This window comes from Enterococcus sp. DIV1328a, assembly GCF_050536905.1.
Classification (GTDB): domain Bacteria; phylum Bacillota; class Bacilli; order Lactobacillales; family Enterococcaceae; genus Enterococcus; species Enterococcus faecalis.
In genome coordinates this window covers 339,452-355,540 of record NZ_CP172912.1, presented here as the reverse complement: position 1 = coordinate 355,540, position 16,089 = coordinate 339,452, and the positions used below count along the sequence as shown (strand labels likewise).

16 protein-coding genes are annotated in these 16,089 nt (G+C 40.4%); 3 read left to right on the top strand and 13 right to left on the bottom strand.

From position 1 onward, the window contains the following. Nucleotides 1–151: 151 nt before the first annotated feature. The 7 genes from IGL93_RS01840 to IGL93_RS01810 are packed head-to-tail and all read right to left on the bottom strand — an operon-like array spanning nucleotide 152 to nucleotide 5,477. Nucleotides 152–571 (bottom strand): PTS sugar transporter subunit IIA, encoded by a 420-nt coding sequence (locus tag IGL93_RS01840; protein WP_284954688.1) that lies wholly within the window; start codon nucleotides 569–571, stop codon nucleotides 152–154. A 9-nt stretch (nucleotides 572–580) separates the two neighbouring features. After that, nucleotides 581–1,570, bottom strand: coding sequence for a serine hydrolase domain-containing protein (locus IGL93_RS01835; protein ID WP_010775543.1), 990 nt, complete (start codon nucleotides 1,568–1,570; stop codon nucleotides 581–583). A 12-nt stretch (nucleotides 1,571–1,582) separates the two neighbouring features. After that, nucleotides 1,583–2,473 (bottom strand): N-acetylmuramic acid 6-phosphate etherase, encoded by an 891-nt coding sequence (gene murQ / locus IGL93_RS01830; protein ID WP_010775542.1) that lies wholly within the window; start codon nucleotides 2,471–2,473, stop codon nucleotides 1,583–1,585. Between the two features lie 14 nt (nucleotides 2,474–2,487). Further along, entirely contained in the window at nucleotides 2,488–3,339 is an 852-nt protein-coding gene (locus IGL93_RS01825) for a MurR/RpiR family transcriptional regulator (protein ID WP_002355339.1), read from the bottom strand. Between the two features lie 16 nt (nucleotides 3,340–3,355). Beyond that, nucleotides 3,356–3,832, bottom strand: a complete 477-nt coding sequence (locus IGL93_RS01820; protein WP_010775540.1) for a PTS system mannose/fructose/N-acetylgalactosamine-transporter subunit IIB — start codon at nucleotides 3,830–3,832, stop codon at nucleotides 3,356–3,358. A gap of 30 nt (nucleotides 3,833–3,862) precedes the next feature. Further along, complete coding sequence (locus IGL93_RS01815) at nucleotides 3,863–4,681, bottom strand: PTS system mannose/fructose/sorbose family transporter subunit IID (protein ID WP_002355336.1); 819 nt, start codon at nucleotides 4,679–4,681, stop codon at nucleotides 3,863–3,865. Further along, nucleotides 4,674–5,477, bottom strand: coding sequence for a PTS mannose/fructose/sorbose/N-acetylgalactosamine transporter subunit IIC (locus tag IGL93_RS01810; protein ID WP_002358431.1), 804 nt, complete (start codon nucleotides 5,475–5,477; stop codon nucleotides 4,674–4,676). The genes IGL93_RS01815 and IGL93_RS01810 overlap by 8 nt, the downstream gene beginning before the upstream one ends. A 169-nt stretch (nucleotides 5,478–5,646) precedes the next feature. Here IGL93_RS01810 and IGL93_RS01805 point away from each other — a divergent pair, with 169 nt between their 5' ends. Further along, nucleotides 5,647–6,417, top strand: coding sequence for a sulfite exporter TauE/SafE family protein (locus IGL93_RS01805; RefSeq protein WP_189656411.1), 771 nt, complete (start codon nucleotides 5,647–5,649; stop codon nucleotides 6,415–6,417). A gap of 43 nt (nucleotides 6,418–6,460) precedes the next feature. On the opposite strand, the gene IGL93_RS01800 is transcribed toward IGL93_RS01805, so the two are convergent. After that, nucleotides 6,461–6,862: an organic hydroperoxide resistance protein gene (locus IGL93_RS01800; protein ID WP_002355332.1), complete on the bottom strand. Its 402-nt coding sequence runs from the start codon at nucleotides 6,860–6,862 to the stop codon at nucleotides 6,461–6,463. A gap of 220 nt (nucleotides 6,863–7,082) precedes the next feature. Here IGL93_RS01800 and IGL93_RS01795 point away from each other — a divergent pair, with 220 nt between their 5' ends. Both IGL93_RS01795 and IGL93_RS01790 read left to right on the top strand, forming a co-directional pair. Next, entirely contained in the window at nucleotides 7,083–8,609 is a 1,527-nt protein-coding gene (locus IGL93_RS01795; RefSeq protein ID WP_010775539.1) for an AMP-binding protein, read from the top strand. 251 nt (nucleotides 8,610–8,860) lie between these two features. Further along, nucleotides 8,861–9,559: a glucosamine-6-phosphate deaminase gene (locus IGL93_RS01790; protein WP_002355326.1), complete on the top strand. Its 699-nt coding sequence runs from the start codon at nucleotides 8,861–8,863 to the stop codon at nucleotides 9,557–9,559. A gap of 56 nt (nucleotides 9,560–9,615) precedes the next feature. Here IGL93_RS01790 and menC read toward each other — a convergent pair whose 3' ends face one another. From menC to IGL93_RS01765, 5 genes are read right to left on the bottom strand one after another with little or no spacing between them, the layout of a single operon-like run. Next, nucleotides 9,616–10,719 (bottom strand): o-succinylbenzoate synthase, encoded by a 1,104-nt coding sequence (gene menC / locus IGL93_RS01785; protein WP_010775538.1) that lies wholly within the window; start codon nucleotides 10,717–10,719, stop codon nucleotides 9,616–9,618. Beyond that, nucleotides 10,720–11,544: a 2-succinyl-6-hydroxy-2,4-cyclohexadiene-1-carboxylate synthase gene (menH, locus tag IGL93_RS01780; protein ID WP_002379074.1), complete on the bottom strand. Its 825-nt coding sequence runs from the start codon at nucleotides 11,542–11,544 to the stop codon at nucleotides 10,720–10,722. Beyond that, on the bottom strand, nucleotides 11,532–13,265 hold the full coding sequence (gene menD, locus IGL93_RS01775) for a 2-succinyl-5-enolpyruvyl-6-hydroxy-3-cyclohexene-1-carboxylic-acid synthase (protein ID WP_010775537.1): 1,734 nt from the start codon (nucleotides 13,263–13,265) through the stop codon (nucleotides 11,532–11,534). Before menD ends, menH begins: the two co-directional genes overlap by 13 nt. Continuing rightward, nucleotides 13,265–14,632, bottom strand: coding sequence for an isochorismate synthase (locus IGL93_RS01770; protein ID WP_002407297.1), 1,368 nt, complete (start codon nucleotides 14,630–14,632; stop codon nucleotides 13,265–13,267). The genes menD and IGL93_RS01770 overlap by 1 nt, the downstream gene beginning before the upstream one ends. Then, entirely contained in the window at nucleotides 14,629–16,086 is a 1,458-nt protein-coding gene (locus IGL93_RS01765; protein WP_014524729.1) for an o-succinylbenzoate--CoA ligase, read from the bottom strand. The genes IGL93_RS01770 and IGL93_RS01765 overlap by 4 nt, the downstream gene beginning before the upstream one ends. Nucleotides 16,087–16,089 lie beyond the last annotated feature (3 nt).

Here is a 16,089-nt window from a genome sequence, read left to right as displayed (position 1 = left end):
TGGATTTTTGTTCCAGGCTCAAAACCTGATAAACGGCGGGAACAGAACCAACTCCTTCGGAAATAAGCCGAAATTCTCCAAAAATTAAAAAGCAATTTTCGGAAATTCCTTCTTATTTCTCGGAGCTAAACGGTTCCGTCCCGACCTCTTTCTATTCTTCAAATTCTTCTTCATCTGTTAATTCAGGTAAGTCAATCGTGGTCACCGCAGATTGGCCAATTTGCGTTAAATATGCAGCTAATTCATCCACATTTTCCACAGGTGAGACGGTTGCTTCAATTGCCATTGCTAAATTAAGTCCAGCGACTACTCGCAATTGCGGATAAGTGCCCATGGCCATCATAGCCACATTACAAGGTGTTCCTCCTTTTAAATCAGCTAATACAAGCGTCGGGACATTGCCAGCTTCTTTTAAGATTGCTGCCAGTTTTGCTTGCGTGCCGCTCAAGCCATCTTCTGCGGTCATTGACACAATCGCAGCATCTGCTAATTCCCCGACAATCATTTGAGTAGAAGCTAAGGTTTCTTCTGCCATCCGTCCATGGCTCATTAAAATTAATTTTGGTTTCATCATATCCTCCTAAAAATACTGCTGATAAATTTTTGTTCGTGCTTTCAGAAAGCCACGTTCTTCACGAGTGGGATGAATCCGATTCGTCAACAAAATTAGGGCTTCTTTGGTTTCTTTTTTCATACCAATCGCCGTTCCAGTAAAGCCAGTATGATACAAATAGTCTGCCCCAGCTTGCGTCTTTTTCACTTCCCAACCAAATGTACGTCCCTCTTGATTCATAGACCAGAGAGCAGTGAACATTTTTTCAGAAAATAATGGTTTGCCAGACGGGTAGCGATTGTTCATAAAACACTGAACAAAAGTGAGTAAATCTGGTAAAGTTGCAAATAACCCTGCACTGCCAATTGGCGCTTTCAGTTGATAGGCTTTCGAATCGTGGACCACCCCCTGAATAACGCCGCGTTGTTTTGTAATCTCCGTGGGCACTGCCTGAGCAAAATCGCTGACCGTAAAACTTGTATGCTGTAGGTTCATTGGTTGAAATAAGTATGTTTGAAAGCTCTCTTCTAATGAGCAGCGATCCAATACTTGAATAATTTCTCCCAATAAGTAATACCCTAAATCAGAATAAGTGGTTTTCCCTCGTTCAGATAACGAATGCGTTAAAATGATTTCTTGCAAGCTTTTTTTTGTGACATTTTTCTTATCGACAACATCAACTGGCAGTCCGCTCTGATGCAGTAGAAGCTCCCCAATCGAACAAGATAGTCCTTGATAATCAGGTAGGATTTCCCCCACAGTGGTTGAAAAAGTAAGCTGATTTGTATCGATTAATTGTAACATTCGATTTGTTGTCCCAATAACTTTCGTTAAGGACGCTAAATCATACAGGCTAGCTGATGAAACCTTTTGTCTTGCAAATGGACCAGTATTACCTAAAAAGCCCGTATACTGTTCTGATAAGCTATCTTCTGTGATCGTCCCCCAAGCGACACCCGGAACGACTTGCTGATTAATCAGTCTCTGAATTGTTTCTTGAATTGCGATTTGATTCATTGTTCACCACTTCTATGCTAAAACTTCTGAAATCCGTCCGTCATGTTCTGCTAATAGTTGTTTGGCTTTTTGAAAATCAACGTGGGCTTTCGCCATTACAATGGCTGGTGCCACTTCTAGCTGTGCTGCCTCCAAGTATTCTTTGGCTTGTGCTTCCTCGATTTCTGCTGCTTCTTTAATGATATTCGTGGCACGTTGCATTAATTTTTCGTTCGTTGGTTGTACGTTGACCATCAAATTTTGATAGATATTCCCTACTTTAACCATAATTCCTGTTGAAAACATATTTAACACCATTTTCTGTGCTGAACCCGCTTTCATTCTAGTTGACCCTGTAATGACTTCCGGTCCGACAATTGGCGCAATCCCAATTTCCGCCAATTGATTCATCGGACTTTGATTATTACAGGTCACGGAGATGGTTAGAGCACCCACTTTTTTTCCGTATTCAATTGCGGAAACAGCATATGGTGTCCGACCGCTAGCAGCAATCGCAATTACAACATCTCGGGCGGTCAATTGATGTTGCGTTAAATCTTCGATGGCTAATTCTTTCGAGTCTTCAGCGCCTTCAATTGCTTGATACATTGCTTTTTCACCACCAGCTAAAATACCAAATGCGCGTTCTGGCGACACACTATATGTGGGCGTTAATTCAATCGCATCCAAAGCACCTAAACGTCCAGACGTTCCTGCACCACAATAGATTAAACGGCCCCCTTTTTTAAATCGTTCTGCCGCTGCATCAATTGCTGCAGCAATCTGCGGAAGCACCTTTTCAATTGCTTGTGCTACCTTTTGGTCTTCTTGATTTATTAAAGTCACCATCTCTAATGTTGACACTTGGTCAATCTTTTTAGTCGCTTCATTTCTGGCTTCTGTCGTTAATCCTTCTAAGTTCATTTGCTTGCACACCCCTACTTCTCTTTTAGACGGCTGACAAGTTGACTCGTTTCAATCATATTACGTTCAATTTCTGTGTCTAAATCATCTTGAATTGAACCTAAATACAGAACATCGCCAATTGCCATTGACGAAGCAATCGATGAAATAGCCCCCACTCGAATGAGGTGCTCATTATTGGGGACTAAAAGAACTTCATCACTCAATGATCGCACGTTTTCTCCATCGTTACTGGTAATAAAAATAACCGTTGCGCCTCTATTTTTGGCAATTTCACAGGCGATTAAGGCTTCTTTTGTCAAACCACTATAGGAGACCGTGATCAAAATGTCTTGTGCCGTTGCATAATTTAAAAACTCCAACATCATGTGACTATCATAATTAAAAATCGCTTGGCGACCAGCGCGGTTAAACTTGTGATAAAGATTATAAGTCGTTAAAGAAGAGGCACCAATTCCAACCAAATGAATTTTTTCCGCTTTTTTAACATGCGCGATTGCTCGTTCCAAGGCTTGTTTATCCACTGTATAAAATAAATCCTCAATCGTAGCATTTAATAAAGATTCCACTTTCATACAAATAGTATCCACCGAATCATCCGCCGCTACAATTGGATCAATATCTTTTTTACCGTTACTGGCAGCTTGTACAGCTGCAATGGATAGTTTTAACTCTTCCCAGCTGTCAAACCCTAATTGTTTAGAAAAACGGGTAACTGATGCTGGAGAAGTTTCGCTATTGCTAGCAATTTCGTTTGCTGTTAATGAGAGAAGACGGGTCGGATCCTTCAGTATATAGTCTGCGATTCTCTTATTTACTTTGGAAAAGTCCTTATATTTTTGTCTGATTGAACGGATTGGCTCCATCTTCTCATCTCCATTTCTATTTTATGAAAGTTAAAATTACTTCGTTTGGTTCAGAAGGGATCATCTGTGCGGTAATAGTCACCCCATTATCTGTTAAACGACGAACGGTTTGAATATCTTCATCGGTTAATGCAACAGATTTTTTAATTGCTCGACTGCCTTCTTTTTGAGAAATATTGCCGACATTGAAGCTCTGCAACGGAACACCGCCATCAATTAAAGCCGCCATGTCTGCAATGTCTTTCGTAATTAAAAAGACTTTCTCTTCATCATAATTGCCTGCTAAAATTTTTTCAATCGCTTTACGTTTCGATAAAATGGATAATTTAACTCCTGCAGGCTTAGCCATTTTTAAGGCACCAATTTGTAATTGATCTTTGACAGCGGCATCATTTACTACCATGATTCTTTGTGCGCCAACCGTATTCGTCCAAACGGTTGCAACTTGTCCGTGAATTAAACGCTCATCTACTCTTGCATGTACAATTGTCATAATAAATCTCTCCTATTATATACTATTTTTTTAAAATAAACCGCCAACCCAAGCCAACATTGGTTGTAAATTGCCTAAAACCATGCCAATTAAAATTAAAACAAAGATTAGCCGTGTTGAATTCATTTTCTTTTTCCCTAGTAACCAATAGGATAAAAGAACAATCCCTAAAGGAATTAATGCGGGTAAAATTTTATCCAACATTTCTTGAACAGATAATGTTACATCTCCCATTTTATAAGTTAAATCTAATTTGTAAGTAATTACCGAAGGAATCAAACCGCCGACCACCGTTAACCCTAAAATAGCTGCACCTTGCGTAAACAATTTCATTTTATCCGCAAATTCTGTCGCAATTTTTTTCCCTTGATGGTAACCAATCCAAGTGAATTTATAGCGAACCCATAGGACCACTGCTCCGGCAATTAACGGGATCAGTAACCCAACAACCTGGCCCCCTTGCGCCATGTAAGCTGCAATCGAAAAAACAATCGCACGATAAATCGCGATAAAAATGGTATCACCAACACCAGCAAACGGACCCATTAGACCTGTTTTCAAGCCAGTAATGGCCGTTTCATCTTCAATGCCGACTTCTTCTTCCAAAGCCATATCAGCTCCGACAATTAAATGCGACATGGCTGGCGTTGTATTCATAAAGCCAAGATGTGTCTTCAAGGCTTTCTTCATAGCTACTGGATCTTCACTGTATAGTCGCTTTAATGCAGGCATCATCACCCAAGCGTAACCAAGTCCTTGCATTTTTTCATAGTTCCAGCCCCACTGATAGCCAAAAAGATTACGGACGTAAACTTTATTAATATCCTTTTTTGTTAATTTGTTAGTCATCAATCTCAACCTCCTCATCATCTTCGTAAATAACCGTGCCACTTGTTGTAGCTGCGCCGCCTTTGTTATGATTCATCACATAAATCGCTGCTAAAGCCAAGCCAACCAGTGCGACACCTAAAACTGAGAAGAATTGGGCCCCATAAGCAAGTAACACGAACCCAATAATAAAATAGGGCCAGTATGTTTTAATTGGTAAGTAACGCATTAAAATAGCAATCCCCATCGCTGGTAAAATAGCGCCTGCTGCTTTTAGCCCATTCATCACCCAAATAGGAATCCAATTGTTGATAGCGTTTACAACTTGTTCACCAAAAGCTAGGCCAATAAAAACTGGGATGACACGAGAAATCGTCCAAGGAAAAATTCCTAAAACATTGCAGCGCTCGACCCCTTTATAATTGCCTTCTTCCGCATAGCGATCTGCTTTGTGTTGGAAAAACGTATTAGCCATTCTGCCTAAAATATCTAGTTGTGTTAATAATAACCCAATCGGAACCGCAACTCCGATACCATACTCTGCCCCTTTCCCTGAAATGATTGCATAAGCCGTTCCCATAATGGCCCCCGAAAGAAAGTCTGGGACTGTTGCTCCTCCATAAGTCGCTACACCTAATGTCATCAATTGAAGCGTTGCCCCAATCATCAAACCTGTTTGAACATCCCCTAAGACCAGGCCAGTAAACGTTGCAGCAAACAATGGTGTATATGGACCAATCTGAATAGAAATTTGGTCAAGTACACCAACAACTGTGTAAAGACATAAAATCAAAATAATACCAATCGATACTGTCATGCTTTCTCATCCTCCTTGAATGCGTTTTCTTTTTTGTATTTGTAGAATACCATTAAAGAAATATTATTTCAAGTTCTTTTTAAAAATATTTTTAAATGAAATTACATTTCTTATATAATTTTTGTGCTATACTAAAAGAAAACGGTTTAGGAGTGATTATGTGCGGGTTTTGCTGATTTATTTCATAACTATTTTTCTATCCAATACAGTTGGGGCGCTCTCTGGGATGGGTGGAGGCGTCATTATTAAGCCTGTTTTGGATTTTCTTGGGTTCCATTCGTTAAATAGTATTGCGTTCTATTCAAGTGTCGCTGTTTTTGTCATGTCCATTTCTTCGACTTATAAACAGTATCAAAATGGTGTCCAAATTGAATGGAAAAAAGCCGCGAGTATTTCGTTTGGTTCCTTAGTCGGCGGCATGTTAGGTGATTTACTTCTTAATCAGGCGATTGCACTAGCGCCAAATGAAGAAAAAGTACAACTAATCCAATATATCATCATGTTGGTGACCTTGGTTTTGGTTCTTCTCTACAATCAATTTTCCAACTGGCACTTACACCTCAACGGATTGAGCATTTTTCTGATTGTCGGATTAGGCTTAGGGATTCTATCAACCTTTTTAGGCATCGGTGGCGGTCCCATTAATGTAGCTTGCCTTATTCTCTTTTTTGGAATGGATATCAAATCAGCAACTGTCTATTCCATCATTACTATTTTTTTCTCCCAACTCGCCAAACTTGGCAATATCGGCTTGACCACAGGGTTTGCGGTTTTTGATTTAACAATGCTTTGGGCTATTATTCCTGCCGCTTTATTCGGTGGTTATGTCGGCGGTCTTTTCAGTAAAAAATTATCTCAACAACGGGTCGCCCAAATTTATAGTTTAGTTGTTTTTTTAGTTATTTTGTTAAATATGTATAATTTGTGGACTGTTATCTAAAAAAGAAGCGCTTTGTCTATATGACAAAGCGCTTCTTTTTTAATTAAATCACTGTTAATTTAACATCTATATTATTTCTTGTTGCTTTAGAATATGGGCAAATTTCGTGGGCTTTTTTAACAAGTTCTTCTGCTTTAGCTTGATCTACTCCATCAATGTGAACTTCTAATTCAGCACCAACGCTAAACCCATCTTCTCCTTGGAATAAGGATACACGTGCAGTTACTGTACTTTTACCTTCGACTTTTTCTTGATCCATCACTAATTCTAATGCACCGTTAAAGCAAGCACTGTAAGCCGCTGCGAATAATTGTTCTGGATTTGTTGTATTTTCTTTCTTGACACCTGGCGAAGCAACCGCATAAGAAAATGATTTATCCGGTGAGTGAACTTCTCCTGCACGTCCACCAGTATTAATGATAGTTGTTTCATAGATTTTTTTCATGTAAATTCCTCTCCTTTGTAAAGTTTTACACTTCTGAGAACTTGTTACTTACATAATTATTGTAGGAAACTTTGTCAGATACAGCAAACGTTGTGCTTGTGAATAATAAAAAATAACATTTAACGTTGTATTTTTGACGTAGAAAAAGAACCCATTCTATGATAGGATAAAGTGAACTTGTACATTTGTACACAAACTATTTTACAAAGGAGACTTTCCCTTGACACACTTACTTGATTATCAACCATTAAACCTCTACACAAACTATCAAGAAGCCGCAGAAAAAACACCAACTGTTCCAATTATTTTTGATGAATCTTTGCCTGCTTTTCCTGCACTTGGCTTAGAAACAACTTATGGTGAAAGCCATCAAGAAATTTTGAAACGGGCATATCAATTAGCCGCTTTAGGTGTAAAAAAAGGCGACAAAATTATTATTTATAAAAGTCCTAAATTCGACACGTATTTACTAGCTGTTGCGGCCTCATATCTAGCAGCCGTTCCTGTAATGGTTTCATACCATTTACCTTTTGAAACAATTGAAGTATTCGTTGATCGTTTAGAAGATCCTTATATTTTATTTGATGATGTGACTGCTGAAAAAGTTCAAGCTGTTCGTAATAGCTCTGCCAATAAAAAACTTTCGGTTGCTTCTCTTTTAGAAGCTGATGCTACGGAAGTTCCTCAAGACGAACTGACTAAAGACGAAATTGCCTACATGACCCACACCTCTGGAACAACAGGTATTCCTAAACTTATCTGTCATTCCAATCACTCTATGGGTTGGCGTACAAAATGGCAAAAAACCATTTTTACAAAAATTGCTGAAAAGAAATTAGTTGGCTTTCATATTTCGCCAGTTCATTCTCGTTTTAACATTGGCGTGTCTTCTTTAATGGCCATGGGCTTCCCTATGATGCCTTTAGCAAATGCTTCGAGCGAAAAAGTCGCTGAAATGTTCAGCACCTATCAACCAATCGCTGTAGAAACACACCCCAATAACTTCGTTCAATGGGTTCGTTTGGCCAAAGAAAAACCTGAAGCTTTCGCTAGTGTCCATTATTATCATTCTACTTTTGATGCAATTAACAACGCTACAATGGTGGCTTTCTTAAAAGCATCTGCTGCCAATGAACCAATTTTCCTACAAGTTTATGGACAAAGTGAATGCGGGCCAATGATCTTACGAGCGCATACTTTAGAATCTCTAAAAGATTCAGATGCTCGTGACATGGGCGTTGGTTTAGAGGATTTAACACAAGCTCGAATTACTGATGAAAAAGGACAAGTTTTACCTGTGATGACGGATGGCCATATCCAATTCTTATCAAAAGGACGGGCCTTAACGTATTACAAAGAAGATGCCCGCTTTGCAGAAAATGTCTACGGCGAATGGTGGGACAGCGGTGATTACGGAATGTTAGATGAACGCGGCCACTTATTCTTGAAAGATCGCCAAGTAGATCTAATTGAAAACATCGACAGTAATTTAGCTATTGAAGATCATTTATTGGATGCATTAGATTTCTTAGAAGAAGTGATTATTGTCCGTGGCAAAGAAAATGAACCTCAGCCAATTTTAGCGGTTGTCCCTGGGGAAGAAATGGATTGGGACGCTTGGTGGACACAAGTAGCCGATTTACCACATTTAAACGAACCTATCATTATGGCTTTTGACGAAATCCCTCACACAGCTACTATGAAAGTGCAACGTTTACAACTAGAAAAATGGTTAAAAGAACAATAAAATAAAATTCTTTGTTAAACAGTGTTGGTCAAAAGAACGTTTAGACCAGCGTTGGAGCAAGTGGAGCAGAAAGCTAAAAAGTTAACTCGTTGTAGGTTATCTTAAGTTTTAAAAAGAGGAGCAGCCATCGTTTTGACGGCTGCTCCTCTTTCTTTTGCCTACCGTTAATTAAATCCTTTTTGTGAAGAGCTTGACATGGGATGGTTCCCACAAATTATACTTAGCTTATTCAAAGAATGGAGTGAGCAAGTATGAAAATTTTAATTAAACAAGATTTCGACACGATGAGCGAATGGGCAAAAATGTTACTTCTAAGCACGATGAGCCAAGATAAACGAGTGAATTTATCAATTACCGCTGGTAAAACGCCAGCACTTGTTTACCAAAAATTAGCCTCGATTGTGAAAAATTCATCTGACTTTGATAATGTTCATTATTATAACTTTGATGAAATCCCCGTTCCTCATCAAAAGGAAGGCATTACTCTGACAGATTTGCGGACGCTGTATTTGACACCTGCGGAAATATCCGAGCAAAACATCCATCCATTAACTGTTGAAAACTTTCAACAACAAGAACAACGGATTGCTGACGCAGGCGGCTTAGATTTGATGTTAATTGGCTTAGGAGCAGATGGTCATTTTTGCGGGAACATGCCCACTACCACTCATTTTAAAAATGAAACCTATCAAGTGACCGTCACTGGTTCAGAGCCTTGGTTTGTTCCTGAAATGATGCAGCCAGGCATGACCTTTGTTACGATGGGGCCAGCCAGCATCATGAAAGTTAAGCATCTTGTCCTAATTGTAAATGGTGAACAAAAAGCTCAGATGGTCAAACAAGTGCTCCAAGGACCTGTCACAGAAACGTATCCTGCTTCTATTCTTCAACTCCATCCAAATTTAACGGTTCTCTTGGATGAAGCCGCAGCGAGTCAATTAGAAAAATAAAAAATTGCGCCTAGATTATGCTTCTCTGCATAGTCATAGGCGCAATTTTGTTATCATTACATGATTTTTTGATACTGACTGTATTTTAGCAAATTCGTCTGGGAAAGTGTAACACCAATACCAAGTCCCTGAGGCACGGTCATTGTCCCTTGCTCTAAAATAAAAGGTTCCGTGATGATATCTTCATAAAAATAGCGTTCCGTTGCTGAAATATCACCTGGAAAGGAAAAAGTAGGCTGTGACGCAAATTGCAAATTCAATGCGCGTCCAACACCAGACTCAAACATGCCACCTAACCAAACCAATAAATCATTTTCTTGGCAAAATGTGGCAATCTTCAACGCCTCGTGAATCCCACCTACACGAGGAATCTTCAAATTGATACTACGGCAACTGCCCAATGCTAACGCCACTTGGCAGTCTTTGAGACTACGAATATTTTCATCCAAACAAATTCTTGTTTTCAGTTCTCTTTGTAATTGTGCGTGATCTAAAAAATCATCTGCAGCAAAAGGCTGTTCAATCATCGCTAATTGATAGTGATCTAAACGTTGCAATTGAGGCAAATCAGCCAATGTATACGCTGAATTGGCATCGACCATTAAAGGCAAGTTAGGAAAATGCTGACGAATCAAAGCAACGGGTTCCACATCATAACCGGGACGAATTTTCAGCTTCACTCGTTGATACCCTTTTTCTACAGCTAACTGAACTTGTTTAAGCAATTGAGGTAACTCTTCTTGAATCCCTAAACTAATCCCTACAGGAATTTTCCTCCGCGTTGGTCCAAAAAATTCAGTTAAACTCTTCTGTTGCCGTTTGGCATATAAATCCCAGATGGCAGTTTCTAACGCAGCTTTTCCCATCCAATGCCCTTTAACTTCTTCAAAAATTGTTGAAACCTCTTGCGGCTGTTCAATCGCTTCTGTTAAAAGTAACGGAATTAAATGCTGTTGGATGATGAAGCGTTCGGTTACCAACGTTTCTTGCACATAATCAGGTTGCTCAAAAGCCGCTAATTCGCCAAACCCTTGATTTCCTTGCTCATCCGTTATTACAAATAGATCAAACGCTTTTTCTTCCAGGCGACCATAGCTCGTGACAAACGGCGTTTTTAAAGGCAAACGAACCTGATAGGTTTCAATTGATTGAATGTTCATTCAGATAGCTCCTTCCAATAACGCTGTCACCTTTTCATAGAAAATCGTTGGTTGTTCCAAATGGATACAATGTCCTGCTTCAGGAAAAATTGTCAGCCTCAACAACGGTTGACGTGCCTGCATTTTTTTCGCAATCCCAATAAATTTTTGATCTTCGCCGCCTACCAATAAATCGGTAGGAATCGGCTGCAATTCTGCTAGACGTTCCCAGTAACTCTCTTGCGCTCCTGTGCCCATATACCACAAACTACTAGCCAATCCAAAGGCCGATTGGCTCAAACGTTCCTGACGAATGGCCATTTGCTGTGCCACAGACAAAGCTTTTTGCGTTTGAAATAACGGTAATTCTTGCCAAAAATCAATAAAATCCACCAGCGGTTCCTCTAAGAGACGTTCCGCCAAACGATGATCTTGACAGATACGAGTCTGACGTTCTGCGACGGTGGCCAAACCTGGTGACCCACTTTCCAATAAAAGATGCTGTACCTTTTGTGGATAATGTAATGCAAAACCTAAAGCTGTTCGAGCGCCCATTGAATAGCCTAATAAACAAAAGCAAGGCAAATTTAGCGATTCGGTTAGTTCAGCAAGATCATGGCAAACCTGTTTCATGGTATAACGCTCTGGTGCTACCAAACTAGCAGTTGCGCCATGCCCAGGTAAATCAATGCCTAAAACGTTATAAGGTGTTTGACTGGGAAAAACGGCTGCAAACGTGGCTAACGTTCCTGTGAAACCGTGTAAACAGACTACTGTCGTTCGCTTTGCATCAAAAGGTGTTAACCATTGATAATGGTACTGCATCCCCCGAATTAACCGTTCCATGAAATCCCCTGTCTTTCTACTCGTCTACCAATTTCAGCTAAAATTGATTCGTACAAATGAACATTCTCTTGGCGATTTCCTTTGACTTCTATCACTTGAAATTGTGGTTCTTCAGCCGCTGTTTGTAAAATTTGCTTGAGCTCCGCGATTGTTTTGACTTCTTGATACGAAGCACCGTAAAGTTCAGCAACTAACGAAAAATCTAAATCAAGCGGTGTTCCAAATAAAGGCTCGAAATCGTCCTCACGTAAAGTTCGTTGAGATAGAAAAGAGAAAATCCCGCCACCATTGTTATTTAATAAAACAATTGTTAACGGCAACTGATAACGTTTAGCCAAAAATAAACCATTCATATCATGATATAGCGCTAAATCACCAATCAGTAGAACGTTTTGCTGTGTCGGTTCTATGGCACTCATTCCTAAAGCAGTTGAAACAATCCCATCAATCCCGTTGATGCCGCGATTTCCAAACATCCGATAAGGGCGACTATCCATAAATCGATCTAAGTAGCGGATAGCCATACTATTAGATACAAATAACTGACCGTTCTCTTTCATCGTTTGGTGAACAGCTAAGCTGGCTGTTGTTTCATTTAATTCTGTCGCGTTCAGCGTTTCTAGAAGAACTTCAGAGACCGTTTTTTCCAGCAGGAGCCATTGTGCTAACCAAGTCGCTTCTGTTGATTTGACAACCGTTAGTAGTTGTTCTACAAACGTGGTTTCCTTTGCCTGAATAACGGTTTGTGATTTTTTCAATTGCTCTTGCCATTGCCCATTTTCGTCCACAAAATAAAAAGTAGTCTCTGTCGTTGCTAAGCGTTTCAACCATAACATGATGTTTTTAGAAATTGGCAGCGAACCAAAGCGCACTACCACTTCTGGTTCTTGTGGCAAGGTCGCCACATTTAGAAACAGATCACTATGTGCAATAACAACTTCACTATTTTGCCCATGTGTCACAATGTTTGCTAAAGGATCCGCTAGTAACGGCCATTGCAAAGCTTCGGCTAATTGAATAAATAACGCCGCTTCTTCCTCTGTATGACTGCCACCGACAACCAAAACGCCGTTTTTCTGGTACCATTGATCCGCTAACTGTTGCACTTGTTCTGTAGAAAGGATTGATTGACCAGCGAATAAAGCCGTTTGTTGAGAACTCTTTGTTTTTCTCTCTAAGTCAGGTAATAATGGTTCCCGCAAAGGAAAATTCAAATGAACAGGTGCTGCAGGCGTTTGTTGCGCGAATGCTGCTCCTTTAGCGCCTTGCCAATAGGCGTAATTCAACATCTCTTCTGTTGCTTCTGGCAAAGCCATTTCAACAAATAATTTCACGTGATTTTGATACATTTGTAATTGGTCCATGGCTTGAGGCGCGCCAACTTGACGTAACTCATGCGGCCGATCCGTTGTTAAAACAACTAAGGGTACATGGCTAATATTGGCTTCGCAAATTGCTGGATAATAGTTTGCAGCTGCTGTTCCAGAGGTACAAAGTAAGACCACTGGTTTTTGACTCGCTTTACTTAATCCTAAAGCAAAAAAAGCAGCGGAACGTTCATCGACATCGACAAAAGTTTGGATTGCGGTTTCCCGATGAAGTAATAAAGCCAGTGGTGTGGAACGGGACCCTGGACTAATGACTGCTTGTTCAACCCCACTATTTTTTAAGCCTTCAATAAAGGCCGTTAAATAATCGGTCATTGTTTCTTGATGATTCATTAAACCTGCCCTCCAATTCCTCGTAACATCGGTTGAAATTTTATTTTCGTTTCTTCTCTTTCTAGCTCTGCTTGGGAATCCGCAACAATACCACAACCTGCATAAAGAACGCCTTGCTGACCAGCAAAGACACCTGAACGCAAGGCCACAGCGAACTCGCCACTATCATCATTCCCTGAAATCCAACCGATTGGCGCACCATATAACCCACGACTCCCTGGCTCATATTGTCGAATCCATTCGACTGCCAACTCTTTGGGCTCACCACCTAAAGCTGGCGTTGGGTGTAGCTGCATCACACTTTCCAAAAACGAAATTCCCGGTTTACGTTGACCCGAGATTGGCACATAAAGATGTTGTACATCTCGATTTTCCAAAATAATGGGTGCTTGAATACTGTTTTCAGAAGTCGTCATCTTTGCCAACTCTTTCGCTAAACGTTCCACCACAATTTGGTGTTCTCCGGTATTTTTGCGGTCTTGTAAAAGTTGTGCTCCTAAAGCTTTCGTTTCTTCTGGTGTTTGACCCGTTTTAATGGTTCCTGCAATACAAGCGGTCGCAAACGTTTCTTTAGTACCCAACAGAAGTCGTTCTGGTGTTGCACCAATGAAACTTGTGTCTTTGGCTTCTAAAGCAAACAAATACGTATTTTGTTGTTGTGCCATTAAATTAACGAGCACTTGGTTACTTCGAATTTTTTCAGGACTGCTCACAGCAAGTTGTCGAGCCAAAACCACTTTTTTTAAAGGGCCATCTTCTCTTAAGACTGCTACGGTTTCGTTGACAGCTTGTAGCCATTCAGTCACGGCAACTTCTTCCTTGTCAATCTTTGTTTCCGCTACAGCTGGCAACTCCTCACAGGTAGCTAACAAGCGATCAAACTGAGCCACCAAAGTCGACCAACGTTCCTCGACTTCTTGTTCACTAGAACCTGAAAAGTTCAGCGTTCCATAAATACGTGAACCTGAAAAAGTAAATAGAATACTTGGTAGATAAAACCAACCTTCCCCTAACTCTCCCCAGGCCTCAGTAGGCGTTTGTTCTGTATCAAAAGGCAAACCGCCAAACAGAAGGGCCCCCGTACCAGAAATAGACATATTTTGAAAACGAGTTGCCGCCTCTTTTTTTAAAAAGTTGTTCAATTGATGCGTTTCTGTTTCTGCGCCTTTTAAGATAGTTTCATATCCGAAGCCAACCAAAGCAAAATCTTTTTTCGGCGTTTGCCAAAAAAAACGTTCTCCTTGGTATGCCTTTTCACCAGCGGCAAAAATTGCCAAGGCTGTTTGTTCTGTTTCTAATGGAAAAACCCAACTGAACTGACGGGCATTCTTCTGATAGGCTTGTCGTAATTCATCAGGCAATTTCATCTGATTAAAAACGCCTCTCTTTCTTCTGTCATGAAACGATGTTTGGCAATCTTTCCACTTGCTGTTTGCGGAAAAGAATGACAAAAATAAATGCGTTTCGGTCGTTTATATTTTGCCAGTTTTCGTGAACACTGGTCTTGAATTTGCGCTAAGGTGATTTCTTGGTCACTAATCACATATGCAACTGGGACGGCTCCCCATTGCGCATCTGGTTCTCCTACAACTGCCGCTGCTTTAATTCCTGTTATCGCCTGTAACACCTGTTCAACCTCAGTGGGGTAAATATTTTCACCACCAGAGATAATGAGTTCACTTAAACGACTAACCAAATACAGGTAACCTTGTGCATCTAAATAGCCCATGTCGCCTGTTTTAAACCAACCATCTGCTGTCCATTTTTCAGGTTGACGCTGGTTAAGGTAACCTGAAACAACGTTTGGTCCCTTAAGTAAAATTTCCCCGACTTGCTTTTCTGGCTGTTCTTGTCCTAGTTCATCAACAATTTTGATCTGCATATCTTTTAACGGTTGTCCAGCAGAGCCGATTTTCAGTGCCGCATCTTCAAATTTCAAGGCAACAACTTGCGAACACGTTTCCGTCATCCCGTAAGATTGAATGACTGGAATCCCTTTTTCCTCACACTGCGCTAATTTATCCGGTGCAATCGGTCCGCCGCCCAATAGCATTCCTTTAAAGCTGGCGCTGTAGCCAGCCTCAGGATAGACAGACAATAATTGTTGTAACATTGTCGCAACCACTGAAATGACGGTTCCACGGCCTTCTTGTAAATCTTGTGTCACTTGCTGTTCATCAAATTTATCGTAAAGGCGAATACTACAACCTAAGACGAGTTGTCGAACAACAATCGACAATCCGCTAATGTGAAATAATGGGACTGCACACAACCAACAATCTTCAGCAGTAATCCCCATATTTTCTTGGGTGCCTCTAGCACTGGCCAAATGATTTTTAAACCGTTGCAAGACCCCTTTAGGTTGTCCTGTAGTTCCAGATGTATACATAATAGAAGCCACCGACTCTAAGTCACTTGGCTGTTGAAACTCCTGACGTGAAAGACTATGCTGTTTTTTAACCATTGGCTGAACGTCGACAAAAGAAATCTCCTCTAACAAAGCCTGCGTTTCAGGCGCACCAATAATCGTTTTAACTTGCGCATCTTTTAACTGAAAAGTCAGTTCAGCAAGTGTCAAATGCGTATTTAAAAATAATAACTCTTTCCCCAATTCCCATAAGGCTAGAATTGAAAAATACAACTCTTTGCTGTTCTTACTGAATAAAGCCACACGTTTTTCTTCTGGTGCAAGCACCTGTTGATATGTGGCTACCCAATGGCTGACTTCTTGTTGCACTTCTAAAAACGTCCAAGATTCATCCTGAAAATAAAAAGCAGGATGATCGGGACGTTTTTGTACTTGTTTATTTAACCAAGTCATTGG